Source organism: Streptomyces sp. NPDC002324 (assembly GCF_053593335.1).
In genome coordinates this window covers 1-16,040 of sequence record NZ_JBSFCF010000061.1, presented here as the reverse complement: position 1 = coordinate 16,040, position 16,040 = coordinate 1, and the positions used below count along the sequence as shown (strand labels likewise).

The following is a 16,040-nucleotide window of genomic DNA, read 5'->3' as shown; positions in this document are numbered from 1 at the left end:
CGCCCCCTCTCGAAGGAATCATCATGAGCACCCTCGACTTCAAGGTCATCGACCTGGACTTCCCGGCCGGCAGCAAGAACAAGACCGCCACTCTGGTCACCGGCGAGAGCGAGGCGCTGCTGGTGGACGCGGCCTTCACCCGCGCCGACGGGCACCGCCTGGCCGCCGAGATCCTCGACTCCGGCAAGACGCTCACCACCGTGTTCGTCTCCCACGCCGACCCCGACTTCTACTTCGGCGCCGAGGTCGTCGCCGACGCCTTCCCCGACGCGGTGTTCGTCGCCACCCCGATCGTCATCGAGCACATCCGGCACTCCTACGAGGGCAAGCTCAAGGCCTGGGCCGCGCTCGGCCCGAACCTGCCCACCCGCCTGGTCGACCTCCAGCCGCTCACCGGCGACCTCACCCTGGAGGGCCACACCTTCCAGCTCAAGGGCGGCTCGGCCGGCCTGCCCGACCGCCACTACCTGTGGCAGGCGGAGTCCCGCGCGCTGCTCGGCGGTGTCCTGCTGTTCCAGCAGGAGCACGTCTGGGTCGCCGACACCGCCACCTCCGACGACCGCGCCGCCTGGATCGACCTGCTGGCGGAGATGGCCGCCCTCGACCCGCGGCTCGTCGTACCCGGCCACCGCCTGCCCGGCACCGCCGCCGACGCCTCCGCCATCACCGCCACCCGTGACTACCTCCTCGCCTTCGAGGAGGAGCTGGGCAAGGCCGCCGACGGGGCCGCGCTGACCGAGGCGCTCATCAAGCGCTACCCGGACAACGGCATGCTGATCGCCGCCCAGATCGGCGCGAAGGTCGCCAAGGGCGAGATGAAGTGGGGCTGACCATGAGCGACTTCGCCACCTCGGCCGCACCCGCCGACGTCGTACGCCGGCAGTACCTGGCGTCCGCCGCGGGCGACCTGGAAGCCCTGCGCGCCACCCTCGCCCCCGACGTGGAGTGGACGGAGATGGCCGGCTTCCCCCTGGCCGGCACCTACCGCACCCCCGACGGCGTCACCTCGAACGTGATGGAGCAGCTGGGCAAGGAGTGGGACGGCTGGGCGGCCCACGACGACACCTACGTCGTGGACGGCGAGAACGTCGTCGTCCTGGCCCGCTACACCGCCGCCAACAAGGCCACCGGCAAGCGGATCGACGTCCGGGTCGCGCACCACTTCGTCGTACGCGGCGGACTCATCGTCCGCTTCGAGCAGTTCGTCGACACCGCCCTCGTCCGCGACGCCATGACCGACTGACCTCCGCACGCCCGTACGCCGTGGCACCGCGACGCAGCGCGCCCGTGTCACGGCGTACGCCCCCACCCGAGGATGTTCCCGTGAATCCGACCGTCGTACTGGTGCACGGAGCGATGCACACCCCGTGGATCTTCGAGCCGCTGCGCGAGCGGCTCACCGCCCGTGGCATCGCCTCGTCCGCCGTGCAACTCCCCAGCAGCAACCCGGACAGTGCCGCCGCCCAGGGACTCACGGAGGACGTCGCCGTGGTGCGCGCGGCGATCGAGGCCGTGGGCGGGCCCGTCGTGCTGGCCGCGCACTCCTACGGCGGAGTCCCCGCCACCTGGGCCGCAGCCGAGGAGCGCCAGGTGGCCGAACTGGTGTACCTGGCGGCGTTCGCGCTGGAGCCCGGCACCTCGATGACGGAGTGGATGGGCGGCGACTTCCCGCCCACCTGGATCCACTCGCCCGACGGGCTCGCCGTCAAGGCCGGGGACGCGGAGGAATCCGTCTTCAGCGGGGTGGACCCGGCCCTCACGGCGGAGGCCGTCAAGCGCCTCAACTGGCAGGGGCTGCGCGCCTTCACCGAGAAACTGGGCGCCGCGCCCGCCCGGGTCCCGCTGACCTATGTGGTGGCCACCGAGGACCCGGCGCTGCCGCCCCGGGTCCAGGAGCTGTGGGCCGCGCGTGCGGCCCACAGCGCACGGGTCGCCTCGGGGCACTCACCGCACCTGTCCCACACCGATGAGGTCGCCGACGTCCTCGCCGCGGCCGTCGCACGGGCCGCCGCCGGCCCTGGTCGCCGGTGAGGTGAGGATCAGGGCGTGAAGACCTCGTCGAGGCGGTCGATGGAGCCGTCGCCGCCGAGGTGGTAGGTGAAGACCAGACCGGAGTTCGGGTGCGCCTCCAGCCAGTCCAGGAACTCCTGGACCCCGATGGGCTGGTTCTCCGTGCTCTCCACGATGGGGTTGGTGACGGTGATGTCGGCGGCCTGGTCCATCGGGATGAAGGTCTCCTTGCCGACGGTCTCGAACGGCGCGCCGTCCGAGTCCGGGGTGCCGCATCCCCAGTTGCCGTGCTTGACGATCAGGCTGAGGAACCCGCCTTCCGGGGTGTAGCGGTAGACCGCGATCTCGTCCGGGGAGATGGGCATCTTGTGGTCGCAGTCGTCGGCCGCGCCGCCGGTGCCTTCCGAGGGGGTGGAGGCGGCCGGAACGCCACCGGAGGTCTTGCCCCCGCCGCCCGGGTCCGTGGAGACCTTCGCGTCGGACTTGTCGGCCGTCGTGTCGGCCTTCGCCCCGGGCTTGTCCTTGGTGCCGCCCGTCGCCGTCGCGGTCGGCTTCGTGTCACCGTCGGCGTCCGCCGTACCGCCGTCGGCGGAACATCCGGCGAGGCTCAGCGCGCCCGCGGCGCACATGCCCAGTACGGCTGCCTTGACGGCGCCCGGTCTGCGACGGCTCTTCCTCGGCGTCAGGCTCATGGTTCGTCCCCCATCTTGGGTGTGCGAGGTCTCCGTGAGCCTCGTCGGCTCGGGAGCAAGGGACGAGTTTCAGCCGTCGGCAGTTGCACGTCCTGGCTGAATTGTGCACGTTGCCGGTGTCGGGCCGGACCGCGGTCCCGCGATCCGGCCCGACGCGGGTCTCACGCCTCGCAGGCACTCTTGGTGTCGCTCGTGTCGGCGGTGCAGGTGTCGGTGTTGGCGCCCCCGTTGAGGGAGTCGTTCCCGAACACGCCGTCCACGGCGTCGAGGGTGTCGTTGCCGGCCCCGCCGCTGTGGCTGTCGCCGCCGGCGCCGCCGACGAGGGTGTCGTTGCCCGTACCGCCCACCAGGAGGTCGTTGCCCCCGAAGCCGGACAGGATGTCGCCCGCCGTGCCTCCGGTGAGCGTGTCGCCGAACTGGCTGCCGTAGACGATCTCGACGTCCGTGAGGACGTTGTCGCCCTCCCCGCCGATTCCGTCGTCGGCGGCGTTGTCGATGTCCACGACGACGCCGGAGCCGCTCTCCAGATAGCTGGCGATGTCGCTGGCGCCGCCCCCGCCGCTGAGCCGGTCGGCGCCGGTGCCGCCGATGAGGAGGTCGAAGGTGACGCCACCGTTCAGGGTGTCGTTGCCCGTGCCGCCGTTGAGGATGTTGCTGCCGGGGCTGGGGCCGCCGTTGATGACGTCGTTGCCGGACTCGCCCTTCAGCTCACCGCGGACGTTGCCGGTCTTGGTGATGATGTCGTTGCCGTCACCGGCGTTGACCACGACCGTGTCGCTGTTCAGGCTCACCGGGCAGGCCACCGAGCCGTTGCCCTGGAGCGAGCAGCCGATGCCGGCGGTCAGGGTGTCGGAGGTGTCCTGGATGACGACGTTGGTCCCGGACAGGCTGACCGTGATGTTGTTCGCGCGTCCCGCCGCGGCGTTCACGACCACGCTGGTCCCGCTCTTGAACACACCGGTGGCCGCGCTCGCGGTCCCGCCGGTCAAGGTCACCGCGGAACCGGCCATCGCCGCCACCACCACGACCCGGAGTAACGCTGTTCTGCCCATGGGCTCCCTCTCGCTCGCCTGAATCGGCCCGGTCGCGCACGCTGGTGCGTCGAGCCGGTTCCACGGTGTCAGGCGGACCCGGGCGGTACATGGGGGGACGGCCCCCATGTACCGTCGCCGCACGGCGGTACGGCGCGGGACGGAAGCGCGGGCTCGGACGTGGACGCCCGCTTCGAAGCCGAACTCGGTTCACGTGTCGTAGACGTGGAAGCCTCTGCCGCTCTTGCGGCCCAGGTGCCCCGCGGCGACCATGCGGCGCAGCAGCGCGGGCGGTGCGTACAGCGGCTCCTTGAACTCCTCGTACATCGACTCGGCCACCGCCTGCGCGGTGTCGAGGCCGATGAGGTCGAGCAGCCGCAGGGGGCCCATCGGGTGCGCGCAGCCCAGCTCCATGCCCTGGTCGATGTCCTCCGGGCGGGCGCCGCCGGACTCCACCATCCGTACCGCGCTGAGCAGATAGGGCACGAGCAGGGCGTTGACGACGAATCCGGAGCGGTCGGGTGCCTGGATGACCTCCTTGCCCAGCTGCGCGGCGAAGGCGCGGGTGCGCCGCAGGGTCTCCTCGCTGGTGGTGAGGGCGGGGATCAGCTCGATCAGCCGCTGTACGGGCACGGGGTTGAAGAAGTGCATGCCGATGAGCTGCGCGGGCCGTTGTGTGGCGACCGCGAGGTCGACGATGGGGATCGAGGAGGTGTTGGTGGCGAGGATCGCCGTGGGGTCCTCGACCGCCTTGTCCAGGGCGCGCAGCACCTCGGTCTTGATGTCGCGGTTCTCGGCGACGGCCTCGACGACGAACTGGCGGTCGGCCATGTCCCCGAGGTCGTGGGTGAAGGACAGCCCGGCGAGGGCCCGGTCCCGCTGCTGTTCGCTGAGCTTGCCGCGCCGTACGCCCCGGTCGAGGGAGGCGGTGATACGACGGCGACCGGCTTCGACGGCGTCGTGGGTGGCTTCGGCGACGCGGACGTCGAGGCCGCTGTGGGCGGCGACTTCGGCGATGCCGGAGCCCATGAGGCCGCAGCCGACGACGCCGAGGCGGGTGACGGGATCCATCCGGGGTCCTATCTGCTGGGCCCCGCGCGTGGTGCCGCGCGGGGCTTGCGGGCTTGCTTCACGTTGCGGCGGTACTGGCTCGGTTCAGACGTTGCGGCGGTACTGGCCGCCGACCTCGAAGAACGCCTCGGTGATCTGCTGGAGCGAGCAGACCCGGGCGGCGTCCATGAGGACGGCGAAGACGTTGCGGCCGCTCACCGCCGCGTCCTTGAGGGCGGTCAGGGCGGCGTGGGCCGGGTCCCGGTGGCGGGCCTGGTACTCCCGCACGCGCTCCAGCTGGGACTGCTTCTCCGCCTCGGTGGCGCGGGCCAGCTCGATGACGCCGGGCTCGGCGGTGTCGGCGTGGGGGTTGCGGAAGGTGTTGACGCCGATGAGGGGCAGGGTGCCGTCGTGCTTGCGCTGCTCGTAGAGCATCGACTCGTCCTGGATACGGCCGCGCTGGTAGCCGGTCTCCATCGCGCCGAGCACACCGCCGCGTTCGCTGATCCGCTCGAACTCCTGAAGGACCGCCTCCTCGACCAGGTCGGTGAGTTCGTCGACGATGAACGACCCCTGGAGCGGGTTCTCGTTCATGGCCAGCCCCCACTCCCGGTTGATGATCAGCTGGATGGCCAGGGCCCGGCGCACGGAGTCCTCGGTGGGAGTGGTGACGGCCTCGTCGTAGGCGTTGGTGTGCAGGCTGTTGCAGTTGTCGTAGATCGCGATGAGGGCCTGGAGGGTGGTGCGGATGTCGTTGAAGTCCATCTCCTGGGCGTGCAGGGAGCGGCCGGAGGTCTGGACGTGGTACTTCAGCTTCTGCGAGCGGTCGTTCGCGCCGTACTTCTCCTTCATCGCGACGGCCCAGATGCGGCGGGCGACGCGGCCGAGGACCGCGTACTCGGGGTCCATGCCGTTGGAGAAGAAGAACGACAGGTTCGGGGCGAAGTCGTCGATGCGCATGCCGCGGGCGAGGTAGGCCTCGACGTAGGTGAAGCCGTTGGCCAGGGTGAAGGCCAGCTGGCTGATGGGGTTGGCCCCGGCTTCGGCGATGTGGTAGCCGGAGATGGACACCGAGTAGAAGTTGCGGACCTGGTTCGCGATGAACCACTCCTGGATGTCGGCCATCATCCGCAGGGAGAACTCAGTGGAGAACAGACAGGTGTTCTGGCCCTGGTCCTCCTTGAGGATGTCGGCCTGCACCGTGCCGCGCACGTTCGCCAGCGCGTGCGCGGTCAGTTCTGCCGCCTCCTCGGGAGAGGGGGCGCGGCCCTCGGCGGCGCGGAACCGCTCGGTCCGCTGGTCGATGACGGTGTTGAGGAAGAACGCCAGGACGGTCGGCGCGGGTCCGTTGATCGTCATGGAGACCGAGGTCGTGGGCGCGACCAGGTCGAAGCCGTCGTAGAGCGCCTTCATGTCCGCCAGCGTGGCGACCGACACCCCGGAGGTGCCGACCTTGCCGTACACGTCGGGGCGCTCGTCCGGGTCGCGGCCGTAGAGGGTGACCGAGTCGAACGCGGTCGACAGCCGGGTGGCCGGCTGGCCCTCGGAGAGCAGCTTGAAGCGCCGGTTGGTGCGGAACGGATCGCCCTCGCCGGCGAACATACGGGCCGGGTCCTCGCCGTCGCGCTTGAAGGGGAACACCCCGGCGGTGAAGGGGAAGTGGCCGGGGAGGTTCTCCCGGCGCCAGAAGTTCACGAGTTCCCCGTGGTCGGTGAAGCGGGGCAGCGCGACACGGGGGATCCTGTTGCCGGACAGCGACTCACGGGTGAGCTTGGTACGGATCTCCTTGTCCCGGACCTTCACGACCTGCTCGTCGCCCGAGTAGGAGGCGATGACGGCGGGCCAGTTCGCGATTCTCTCGACGAGGTCGTGCGGGAGCCGTCGGCGGGCGCCCTCCAGCAGCGAACCCACGTCGTCCGCGCCGAGGCCGGCGTCGAGGAGTTCGCCCCTGACCGCGTCCAGGCGCTGCACCCGTCGGGCGGCCTCGGCGAGCCGGCCGGTCTCGGCGTGGTAGGCGCGGACGGAGTCGGTGATCTCGGCGAGGTAGCGCACCCGGTCGGCGGGCACGACCTGGCGGATGCCCGAGGAGTGCCGCGCGTCGACCACCGGCAGTGTGCCCCCGGACAGCGGCAAACCCTTGTCGGCCAGGGCGGCCTTGAGATGCTGGTAGAGCGCGGTGACCCCGTCGTCGTTGAAGGTGGCCGCGGAGGTGCCGTACACCGGCATGTCCTCGGGCCGCATGCCGAACGCCTCGCGGTTGCGGACCAGTTGACGGCCCACGTCGCGCAGCGCGTCCTTGGCGCCGCGCCGCTCGAACTTGTTGATCGCCACGACGTCGGCGAAGTCGAGCATGTCGATCTTCTCCAGCTGCGAGGCGGCACCGAACTCCGGTGTCATCACGTACAGCGAGGTGTCGACGAACGGCACGATCGCCGCGTCGCCCTGGCCGATGCCCGGCGTCTCCACGATCACCAGGTCGAACCCGGCGGCCTTGACCACGTCGATCACGTCGGTCAGGTGCTCGGGCAGCTCCCGGCTGCCGCGGGTGGCCAGGCTCCTGAAGAACACCCGGCTGCCGTCGAGGGAGTTCATGCGGATGCGGTCGCCGAGCAGGGCGCCGCCGCCCCGGCGGCGGGTCGGGTCGACCGCGATCACGGCGATCCGCAGCTTGTCCTGCTGGTCGACGCGGAAGCGGCGCACCAGTTCGTCGGTCAGCGACGACTTGCCCGAACCGCCGGTTCCGGTGATGCCCAGGACCGGGGTGACCCGGGCCGCGGCGGCGGCCCGCAGCTGGGCCAGGAAGTCGGCCGGGAGCTTGCCGAGTTCGGCTCCGGTGACGGTACGGGCGATCGCGAACCGGTCTCCCGCGAGCACGGCGGCGGCGTCGGCCGGCTTGCCGTCCCACAGGTCGAAGTCGCAGTCCCGCACGACCGAGTTGACCATCCCGGCCAGCCCCATCCGCTGACCGTCCTCCGGGGAGAAGATGGTCACCCCGCTCGCCCGCAGCCGGGTGATCTCCTCGGGCACGATGACACCGCCGCCGCCGCCCACCACACGGACGTGGTCGGCGCCCTGCGCGCGCAGCGACTCGACCAGATACTCGAAGTACTCCACGTGTCCGCCCTGGTAGGACGAGACCGCCACACCGTGGGCGTCCTCCTCCAGCGCCGCGTCCACGACCTCGCGGACCGACCGGTTGTGTCCGAGGTGGATCACCTCGGCGCCCTGGGACTGGAAGATCCGCCGCATGATGTTGATCGACGCGTCGTGTCCGTCGAACAGGGCCGAAGCCGTGACCAGACGGACGGGGTGCACGGGCTGGTGCAGGTCGCTCATGGGGGCCTTCCCGGACGGGTCGCTGAAACTCTGCTGCAGAGATACTAGGACGTCCTACTAAATTGCCGGAAGTGGCGACGCTGATGTGAGCAGCGGCACAGGGCCGCTCGGGTGACGGCCTCCTGGTCACAGGTCGAGGACCAGGCGGGGTCCGCACGCACGGGAGACGCAGATGAGCATGGTCTCGCCGGCCGCCCGCTCCTCCTCGGTCAGCAGGGAGTCGCGGTGCTCGGGTTCGCCGTCGAGCACGTCGGTCTCGCAGGTGCCGCAGGTGCCTTCCCGGCAGGAGAAGTCCACCGCGACGCCGGCCTCCTCCAGGGTTTCGAGCACCGAGCGGTCCGGCGGCACGGTGAGGGTGAGCCCGGAGCGGACCAGCTCCACCTCGAAGGCCTCGTACGCCCCGGTGTCGGCCGGCCCGGCCGCCCCGGCCGCCCCGGCCGTCTCTGCCGGGGCGAACCGCTCGACGCCCAGCGTCCCCGGGGGCCAGCCGGCCGACGCCTCCCGCACGGCCCGCAGCAGGGGCTCGGGACCGCAGGCGTGCACCAGGGTGTCCGGCGCGGGCGGGCCGAGGAAGGCGCCGAGATCCAGCAGGCCGTACTCGTCCTGAGGGCGGATCAGGACGCGGTCGCCGTAGGGGGCGAGACGGTCCAGGAACGCCATGGAGGTGCGGGTGCGGCCGCCGTACAGCAGGCGCCAGTCGGTGCCCGCGGCCGCCGCGGCCTCGACCATGGGAAGGATCGGCGTGATGCCGACGCCGCCCGCGACGAACAGCTGCCGTCCGGCGGGCCGCAGCGGGAAGTTGTTCCGTGGCCCGCGGACCCGGACGGTGCTGCCCTCGCGCAGTCGGTCGTGGACGTACGCGGAGCCGCCGCGCCCCCGAGGCTCCCGCAGTACGGCGATCTGCCAGGACCCGCGTCGCTCCGGGTGCCCGCACAGGGAGTACTGCCGGATCAGGGTCCCGGCTGCGGCTTCGTCGCGGTCGTCGCCGTCCAGCAGCACGTCGATGTGGGCGCCCGGTGTCCAGGCGGGGAGCGGCTCGCCGTCCGGGCGGCGCAGGGTGAGGGTGACGACGCCGTCGGCGGCGGGGGCGCGGGTCTCGACGGTCAGGATCGTCCCGGCCGGGGGCAGTCGGTCGTTCATGGTGTGTCAGCTCCGGGGTTCAGGCCTGCGCCGGTACGCGCAGCAGCAGTGCGTCGCCCTGGCCGCCGCCCCCGCACAGGGCCGCCGCGCCGGTGCCGCCGCCGCGTCGTCGCAGTTCCGCCGCGAGGGTCAGGACCAGGCGGGCGCCCGTCATGCCGACCGGGTGGCCGAGGGCGATGGCGCCGCCGTTGACGTTCACCTTGTCCAGGGGGAGGCCCAGCTCCCGGACGGAGGCGAGGGCGACTCCGGCGAACGCCTCGTTGATCTCGAACAGATCCACGTCGGCGGCGTCGAGTCGGCCGTCCCGGGCCAGGGCGTCGCGGACCGCCCCGGCCGGCTGGGCCGGCAGCGAGGGGTCGGGGCCCGCGACGGTGCCGTAGGCGCCGATCTCGGCGAGCGGGGTCAGACCCTCGCGCCGGGCGCGCTCCGCGCTCATCACGACGACCGCCGCGCCGCCGTCGGAGAGCTGTGAGGAGTTGCCCGCGGTGACGGTGCCCCCGTCGGAGAACGCGGGACGCAGGCGCCCCAGGCTCTCGGCGGTGCTGTCCGGCCGTATGCCCTCGTCGGTGTCCACCACCGTCTCGCCGTGCCGGCCCGGGACCATGCAGGGCGCGATCTCGTCGGCCCACGCACCCGACTCCCGGGCGCGTGCGGCCCGTCGGTGGGAGAGCGCGCTGTACGCGTCCTGCTCCTCGCGGGTCAGCCCGAACGGCTGCTGGTACCGCTCGGTGGCCGCGCCCATGGAGACGTTGTCGAAGGCGCAGACGAGGGCGTCCCGGTCGAGCGCGTCCTCGACCGCGGCGCCGCCGTACCTCCAGCCCCCGCGCGCACCGCGCAGCAGATGCGGGGCACCCGACATGGACTCCATCCCGCCCGCGACGACCACCTCGTGCCGGCCGGACGTGATCATGAGGTCGGCCAGGGCGATGGCGTGCAGACCCGACAGGCAGAGCTTGTTGACGGTGCTCGCGGGTACGGAGAACGGGATCCCGGCGCGGACGGCGGCCTGCCGCGCCGGGTTCGGGCCCGCCCCGGCCTGGACGACCTGGCCCATGACGACGGCTTCCACGGCGGCGGGGTCGAGCGGCGCGGCGGCCAGCGCCGCGCCGATGGCATGGGCGCCGAGATCGACGGCGGACACGGTGCTCAGGGCGCCCATGAGCCTGCCGACGGGTGTTCTCGCACCGGAGACGATGACGGATCCGGGCATGGCCGGAACCTCCTGCGGGGGACGGGGCGGGTCGGCCCGGGGGACGAGGGGAGGGGTCAGGCGACCGCGTCGACGGCGCGCTCGGCGATCATGTGGGCCGTCTCGTTCACCGAGTGCAGGACGATGCGGCCGCCCGGCAGCCGCCGCACCCTGCTGACCGAGGTGTAGCCGGGGTGGAACCAGAACATCGTGGGCAGGCCGAGCACGGTCGCCAGATAGGTGTTGGTGATGCCGCCGTGGCACACCACCGCGATCCGCCCGTCGGCGTGGGCGTCGAAGACGGTGTCCATGGCCCGTACGGCACGCGCGCGGAAGGCGTCCCAGTCCAGATCGGGCACGAAGTCCTCGTACCGGCCCTCGGCCAGCGCCGCCGCCCGGGGATCGTCCGCGCCGATCTGCTCCGGTGGTGTGTAGGGGTGCGAGACGTCGGTGTCCCACTCGCGCAGGTCGTCCAGCACGGCCGCGGTCATGCCGGTGCGCCGTTCCAGGGGCGCCACCGTCTCGCGGGCGCGCCGGAACGGGCTGGTGTACAGGGCGTCGACGTCCTCGTGGACCAGCCAGGCGGCGAGGCGCTCCGCCTGGGCGGTGCCCTCCGGCGACAGCCCCGGGTCGTACACGCCGGCCAGGGGGAGGCCGTGCCGGATGAGGAGGAGTTCGGTCATGGAGGGTCCTTCGTACGAGGGCGGAGGGCGTCGTGGGCCGGCTGCCGGCAGCCGGTGGGTGGTGGGTGGTGGGTGGTGGGGCTTCGGGTGCCGGTGGCCGGGTTCAGCCCGCGATGGTCCGCTCGGAGTGCCAGTAGGGGCGGCGCATCGCGCGTTTGTCGAGCTTGCCCATCGCGTTGCGCGTGAGTTCGGGGACGAACTCGTAGGACTTCGGGCATTTGTAGGCGGCCAGCCGGTCGCGGCAGAAGCGGTCGAGTTCCTCGGTCGGCGTGTCGTCTCCGGCCGCCACGACCAGCGCCCGCAGCGACTCGCCGAAGTCCGGGTCGGGCACACCGATCACCGCGACCTCGGCGACCGCCGGGTGCCGGCGCAGCACCGCCTCGCTCTCGGCCGGGTACAGGTTCACACCGCCGGAGACCACGACGTCCGCCGCCCGGTCGGTGATGAAGATGTAGCCGTCGGCGTCGACGTAGCCGATGTCGCCGAGGGTGAAGACGCCCGGCGCGAGGTAGGCGGACTTCGTCTTGTCGGGGTCCGCGTGGTAGCGCACCCCTCGGTCCTCGGGCGCCCGGAACGCCAGCAGCCCCCGCTCGCCGGGCGGCAGCGGCCGGCCGTCGTCGTCGGTCACCAGGACCTCGAAGGGAGGGTGGGCGCGGCCGACCGAGCCCGGATGGGCCAGCCACTCGGTGCTGCCGATACGGGCCACGGTGCCCGCCTCGCTCGCGCCGTACGACTCGGTCAGCACCGGGCCGAACCACTCGATCATGGCCCGCTTCACGTCCGGTGGACACGCGGACCCGGTGTGGGAGACCTGCGTGAGGCTGGTGACGTCGTACCGGGCTCGCGTCTCGCGCGGCACGGCGAGCAGTCGCTGGAAGTGGGTGGGCACCATGACCGTGGAGGTCACCCGCCACTTCGCGATCCGGCTGAGGCAGACCTCCGGATCGAACCGGCCGAGTACGACCACCGGTTGACCCGCCGCCAGATGGCGCAGGGCGGTCAGGGGCGCGTTGTGCTGCAGGGGGCCGCACACCAGGTGCGGGCCCGGCGGGAAACCGGACCGGGCGGAGATCGCGGCCAGATAGGCGGCGCTGTCGGCGACCGGACCGCTCACCCAGCGCACCTCGGTGCCGCGCGCCCGGCCGGTCGTGCCCGAGGTGTAGACGAGGGGCGGCCGGGCGGGGCGGTCCCCCGGCACGGCGAGTCCGGCGGGGGCTGCCGCCAGCCACAGGTCCCAGTCGAAGGCGTGCCCGATCGCCGGGGTCCCGTGCAGCACCAGCGGCAGGCCCAGTTCCCGGGCCGCGTCCAGGGCCGCGCCCGCGCCCGCGGGTCCGGCGACGATGCCGGTGGCGCCCGCGTCGATGATCTGGTCCACGAGTTCGCCCGACGTCAGATGCCGGGACGCGGCGACGGTCCCCACGCCGGCTCGCAGTCCGGCCAGATGGGCCACCAGCGTCGGGGCGGCGTTGTCGCCGAGCACGACGACCCGGTCGTGCGGGCCGGGCGCGATCTCCAGCAGCCGTGCCGACGCCCGCGCCACCTGGTCCGCGAGTGCGGACCAGGACAGCACTTCCCAGTCGTCCACCAGGGCGGGCCGGTCCGGGGTGCTCCGGACGCGACGGTCGAGCGGCAACTGCGACATGGCTCCTCCGGGCGGCTCCTCGGTCCTCTCCCGCGATCCGGGAGAGTCGATGCGCTGACTGTAGCGTTTATCAAGAAAGTGCGGAACACTCTGACCCACGCCGAGCACATCCCCTCATGGTCGGGCGGATGATTCGGACGCTGACTGATCGCCGTTACTGCAACTGTCATCTGGTAAGTGCCGTTCCAAGGAGGAGTCATGTCCCCGTTCCAGGGAGGAGTCGTGTCCCCGCCCGATCCGGATTCCTGGCGCGTACAGGTCCGACAGTGGCTGGCCACCGTCCTCGACCCCGCGCGAACGCCGGAGACGACCGCGGACGCCGACCTCGCGGTCTTCCACAACCTCCCCGAAGCGGGCGAGCGCCTGCTGCTGGAGCACTGCCGCGCCTACCAGCGGGCCCGCTTCGACGCCGGCTACCAGGCGCTGACGCTGTCGGCGGACCTCGGCGGGGCGGGTCTGAGCGCCGCCCACGTGGCGGTCTTCGCCGAGGAGGAGTCGGCCTTCGACGTACCGCCGTCCACCGAGCTGATCAGTGTCACCGTGCGGCTGGTCGCGATGGCCGTCTCGCTGTTCGGAACGGCCGAGCAGCGCCGCGACTTCGCGCGTCCGTTCCTGCGCACGGACCTGCTGGCCTGCCAGCTCTTCAGCGAACCAGGCGCCGGCTCCGACCTCGCGGCCGTACGAACCCGCGCCCGGCAGGAGGACACGGGCACCGCCCGCCCGGCCGAAGCCGGCGGCGGGGGCGACTGGGTGATCGACGGGCAGAAGGTGTGGACCTCGGGAGCGCAGTTCGCCGACTACGGCCTGCTGCTCGCCCGCACCGATCCGGACGTCGTCAAACAGGCGGGCATCACCGCCTTCCTGGTCCCGATGGACGCCCCCGGCGTGGACGTGCGCCCCATCCGCCAGATGAGCGGCGGCGCCTCCTTCAACGAGGTCTTCCTCAGCGGTGTCCGCGTCCCGGACCGGCTCCGCATCGGGCGCCCGGGGCAGGGCTGGGAGGTCGCCACCACCACCCTAGGCTTCGAACGGACCGCCTCCGGCAGCGGCAACAGGCGCAAGGGAGGCACCTTCACCGACGTCCTCGCCCTCGCCCGCTCGCTCGGCCGCACCGACGACCCGCTGGTCCGCCAGCGCCTCGCCGACCTGTACGTCCGCACCGAGCTGCGCGCGGCCACCGTGGACCGCGTCGCGAGGACGAGCGCCACCGGCGGCCGGCCCGGCCCCGAGGCGTCGCTGACCAAGCTGATGGCCTCCGACCTGCTCACCCGCACCGGACAGCTAGCCGCCGACCTCATGGGCGCCCGGATCTGCGCCGACACCGGGGAGCCGGGCACGTTTGCCTGGACGCAGCATCTGCTCGGCGCCCCCGGCTACCGACTGGCCGGCGGCACCGACCAGATCCAGCGCAACCTCATCGGCGAACGCGTCCTGAAACTGCCGCCGGAGCCGCGCGCCGACCGAGTGCCCTTCTCCCGGCTCACCGGCGACTGAGCGACCGACCGAGCGACGGCACACCCACCACCCATCACCCATCACCCATCACGAAGGAGTGACCCCATGGATCTGGGACTGACAGGCGCGAAGGCGCTGGTGACCGGCGCCAGCCGGGGCATCGGCCGGGCGATCGCCACCTCCCTGGCGGCCGAGGGCTGCGCGCTGGCGCTCTGCGCCCGGGGCGAGGAGGCGCTGGCCAAGGCCGCCGCCGAACTGCGCGGCGAGGGCGCGACGGTGTTCGCCGAGCCGGTCGATGTCACCGACCCGGCCGCGCTCGCGGGCTTCGTGGCGCGGGCGGCCGACGCCCTCGACGGACTGGACCTGCTGGTGTCCAACGTCTCCGCGGGCAATGTCAAGGGCCCCGAGTCGTGGGAGGCGAGCCTGCGCGGCGACCTGATCCCCTTCGCGGGACTCGTCGAGGCGGCCCTGCCCCACCTGGAGGCCTCCGACCGGGCCGCCGTGGTCGCGATCGGCACCACCAACGCCTCCGACACCGCCCGGCCCGCCGGCGCCAACTCCTACTCCGCCCTGAAGGCCGCCGTGGTCCAGCACGCCGCGGCCCTCGCGCACGCGCTCGCGCCGAAGGGCATCCGCGTCAACACCGTCTCGCCCGGCCCGATCGACTTCCCCGGCGGCGCCTGGGAGACCATCCGGACCAGCCGTCCGGAGGTGTACGAGGAGGTCCTCGCCAAGCTGCCGATCGGCCGCTACGGCACCGCGGAGGACGTGGCGGCCGCCGTGGCGTTCCTGCTCGGGCGGCCCGGCTCCTTCTGCGTCGGCGTCAACCTCGTGGTGGACGGCGGGCTGCTGACCCGCGTCCAGTACTGAGCCGTGGCGGGCCCGGCCGGCCGGCTGGACGCCGTACTGGTCTGCGGCGGCAGATGGCACGACTTCGACCACGCGCGGCTGCGGCTGCTGGAGCTGCTCGCCGCGCATCCGCGGGTGCGTACGACGGTCTTCCAGGACTACGCCGACACCGCCGCGCTGGACGAGGCGGACCTGCTGATCACCTACACCTGTGACGTCCGGCCCGGTCCCGCCGAGCAGGCCGCGCTGGCACGGTTCGTCGAGCGGGGCGGGCGCTGGCTGGCCCTGCACGGCACCAACGCGGTGATCGAGCCGCCCGCTCCCGGCGGGCCACGGGTGTTCACCACACCCCGGCTCCTCGGCGACGTCGCCGTCGTGCTCGGCAGCCGGTTCCTGGCCCACCCGCCGATCGCGCCGTACGAGGTAAGGGTGACCCGGCCCGATCATCCGCTGGTCGCCGGGATCGAACCGTTCACGGTCACCGACGAGCTGTATGTGTGCGAGCTGCACGGGGAGCTGGAGGTGCTGCTGCACACCGAGTACACGGGCCCGTGCCGGGGTTTCGCCGAGGGCGACACGGCGGCCCTCGACCGGGCGCCCCGGCCGGTGCTGTATCTCAGGCGCCACGGCCTCGGCGAGGTCTGCTACTTCACGCTCGGCCACTGCCGGGGGCGCTACGACGTACAGGACCTCGGGGTCGCGGACACGGGGCGGGTGGACCGGGGGCCGTGGGAGACACCGGAGTTCCTCACGGTGCTGGGGCGTTGTGTGGAGCGGGCGGTGGGCGGTTGAGCGTGACGATCGGCGGCGGGATGCTTCGACCCGGAACGGGTTCGCCCCCGCCGCCGGGACTGTCCTCGCCCCCGCCGCCCTACCCGTCCCATCCTCGGGGCTCCGCCCCGGACCCCGTTCGCGCAGTTCCCCGCGCCCCCGTAAGGGGGGCGGGGGCAGGGGGCGCGAGCC

Annotated in this window: 14 protein-coding genes; 6 read left to right on the top strand and 8 right to left on the bottom strand. The window is 72.5% G+C overall.

The window, feature by feature from the left end; genetic code table 11:
• The first annotated feature begins 23 nt into the window (after nt 1-23).
• The 3 genes from ACWCRJ_RS42025 (at nt 24) to ACWCRJ_RS42015 (ending at nt 2,031) form a co-directional block, all read left to right on the top strand.
• Nucleotides 24-830, top strand: a complete 807-nt coding sequence (locus ACWCRJ_RS42025; protein WP_450944258.1) for an MBL fold metallo-hydrolase — start codon at nt 24-26, stop codon at nt 828-830.
• 2 nt (nt 831-832) lie between these two features.
• On the top strand, nt 833-1,243 hold the full coding sequence (locus tag ACWCRJ_RS42020) for a nuclear transport factor 2 family protein (protein ID WP_450944257.1): 411 nt from the start codon (nt 833-835) through the stop codon (nt 1,241-1,243).
• Between the two features lie 80 nt (nt 1,244-1,323).
• On the top strand, nt 1,324-2,031 hold the full coding sequence (locus ACWCRJ_RS42015; protein WP_450944256.1) for an alpha/beta fold hydrolase: 708 nt from the start codon (nt 1,324-1,326) through the stop codon (nt 2,029-2,031).
• An 8-nt stretch (nt 2,032-2,039) separates the two neighbouring features.
• Here ACWCRJ_RS42015 and ACWCRJ_RS42010 read toward each other — a convergent pair whose 3' ends face one another.
• From ACWCRJ_RS42010 to ACWCRJ_RS41975, 8 genes are all read right to left on the bottom strand, one after another.
• Nucleotides 2,040-2,702, bottom strand: a complete 663-nt coding sequence (locus tag ACWCRJ_RS42010) for a hypothetical protein (protein ID WP_450944255.1) — start codon at nt 2,700-2,702, stop codon at nt 2,040-2,042.
• A 161-nt stretch (nt 2,703-2,863) separates the two neighbouring features.
• Entirely contained in the window at nt 2,864-3,754 is an 891-nt protein-coding gene (locus ACWCRJ_RS42005) for a calcium-binding protein (protein ID WP_450944254.1), read from the bottom strand.
• A gap of 189 nt (nt 3,755-3,943) precedes the next feature.
• Nucleotides 3,944-4,804: a 3-hydroxybutyryl-CoA dehydrogenase gene (locus tag ACWCRJ_RS42000; RefSeq protein WP_450944253.1), complete on the bottom strand. Its 861-nt coding sequence runs from the start codon at nt 4,802-4,804 to the stop codon at nt 3,944-3,946.
• A gap of 84 nt (nt 4,805-4,888) precedes the next feature.
• On the bottom strand, nt 4,889-8,119 hold the full coding sequence (icmF, locus tag ACWCRJ_RS41995) for a fused isobutyryl-CoA mutase/GTPase IcmF (RefSeq protein WP_450944252.1): 3,231 nt from the start codon (nt 8,117-8,119) through the stop codon (nt 4,889-4,891).
• Nucleotides 8,120-8,245: 126 nt separating this feature from the next.
• Nucleotides 8,246-9,259, bottom strand: a complete 1,014-nt coding sequence (locus tag ACWCRJ_RS41990) for a PDR/VanB family oxidoreductase (protein WP_450944251.1) — start codon at nt 9,257-9,259, stop codon at nt 8,246-8,248.
• 19 nt (nt 9,260-9,278) lie between these two features.
• Complete coding sequence (locus ACWCRJ_RS41985; protein ID WP_450944250.1) at nt 9,279-10,469, bottom strand: acetyl-CoA C-acyltransferase; 1,191 nt, start codon at nt 10,467-10,469, stop codon at nt 9,279-9,281.
• Nucleotides 10,470-10,525: 56 nt separating this feature from the next.
• The gene (locus ACWCRJ_RS41980) at nt 10,526-11,131 is read right to left on the bottom strand and encodes a histidine phosphatase family protein (protein WP_450944249.1); all 606 of its coding nucleotides are present in this window, start codon (nt 11,129-11,131) and stop codon (nt 10,526-10,528) included.
• Between the two features lie 103 nt (nt 11,132-11,234).
• A complete protein-coding gene (locus ACWCRJ_RS41975; protein ID WP_450944248.1) occupies nt 11,235-12,773 on the bottom strand; it encodes an AMP-binding protein in 1,539 nt (512 codons plus the stop codon).
• A 198-nt stretch (nt 12,774-12,971) separates the two neighbouring features.
• On the opposite strand from ACWCRJ_RS41975, the gene ACWCRJ_RS41970 reads away from it, so the two are divergent.
• The 3 genes from ACWCRJ_RS41970 to ACWCRJ_RS41960 all read left to right on the top strand — a co-directional run bounded on the left by ACWCRJ_RS41970 (nt 12,972) and on the right by ACWCRJ_RS41960 (nt 15,869).
• A complete protein-coding gene (locus ACWCRJ_RS41970) occupies nt 12,972-14,267 on the top strand; it encodes an acyl-CoA dehydrogenase family protein (protein WP_450944247.1) in 1,296 nt (431 codons plus the stop codon).
• Nucleotides 14,268-14,333: 66 nt separating this feature from the next.
• The gene (locus ACWCRJ_RS41965; protein WP_450944246.1) at nt 14,334-15,098 is read left to right on the top strand and encodes an SDR family NAD(P)-dependent oxidoreductase; all 765 of its coding nucleotides are present in this window, start codon (nt 14,334-14,336) and stop codon (nt 15,096-15,098) included.
• 3 nt (nt 15,099-15,101) lie between these two features.
• Nucleotides 15,102-15,869 (top strand): ThuA domain-containing protein, encoded by a 768-nt coding sequence (locus tag ACWCRJ_RS41960; RefSeq protein ID WP_450944245.1) that lies wholly within the window; start codon nt 15,102-15,104, stop codon nt 15,867-15,869.
• Nucleotides 15,870-16,040: the final 171 nt, after the last annotated feature.

Bases quoted from the DNA above. Each gene is read 5' to 3' on its own strand.
- ACWCRJ_RS42000 (WP_450944253.1), bottom strand. From the start codon at position 4,804: ATGGATCCCGTCACCCGCCTCGGCGTCGTCGGCTGCGGCCTCATGGGC.
- ACWCRJ_RS41970 (WP_450944247.1), top strand. From the start codon at position 12,972: ATGTCCCCGTTCCAGGGAGGAGTCGTGTCCCCGCCCGATCCGGATTCC.
- ACWCRJ_RS41990 (WP_450944251.1), bottom strand. From the start codon at position 9,259: ATGAACGACCGACTGCCCCCGGCCGGGACGATCCTGACCGTCGAGACC.
- ACWCRJ_RS42005 (WP_450944254.1), bottom strand. From the start codon at position 3,754: ATGGGCAGAACAGCGTTACTCCGGGTCGTGGTGGTGGCGGCGATGGCC.
- icmF (WP_450944252.1), bottom strand. From the start codon at position 8,119: ATGAGCGACCTGCACCAGCCCGTGCACCCCGTCCGTCTGGTCACGGCT.
- ACWCRJ_RS41985 (WP_450944250.1), bottom strand. From the start codon at position 10,469: ATGCCCGGATCCGTCATCGTCTCCGGTGCGAGAACACCCGTCGGCAGG.
- ACWCRJ_RS42020 (WP_450944257.1), top strand. From the start codon at position 833: ATGAGCGACTTCGCCACCTCGGCCGCACCCGCCGACGTCGTACGCCGG.
- ACWCRJ_RS41965 (WP_450944246.1), top strand. From the start codon at position 14,334: ATGGATCTGGGACTGACAGGCGCGAAGGCGCTGGTGACCGGCGCCAGC.
- ACWCRJ_RS41975 (WP_450944248.1), bottom strand. From the start codon at position 12,773: ATGTCGCAGTTGCCGCTCGACCGTCGCGTCCGGAGCACCCCGGACCGG.
- ACWCRJ_RS41980 (WP_450944249.1), bottom strand. From the start codon at position 11,131: ATGACCGAACTCCTCCTCATCCGGCACGGCCTCCCCCTGGCCGGCGTG.
- ACWCRJ_RS42025 (WP_450944258.1), top strand. From the start codon at position 24: ATGAGCACCCTCGACTTCAAGGTCATCGACCTGGACTTCCCGGCCGGC.
- ACWCRJ_RS42010 (WP_450944255.1), bottom strand. From the start codon at position 2,702: ATGAGCCTGACGCCGAGGAAGAGCCGTCGCAGACCGGGCGCCGTCAAG.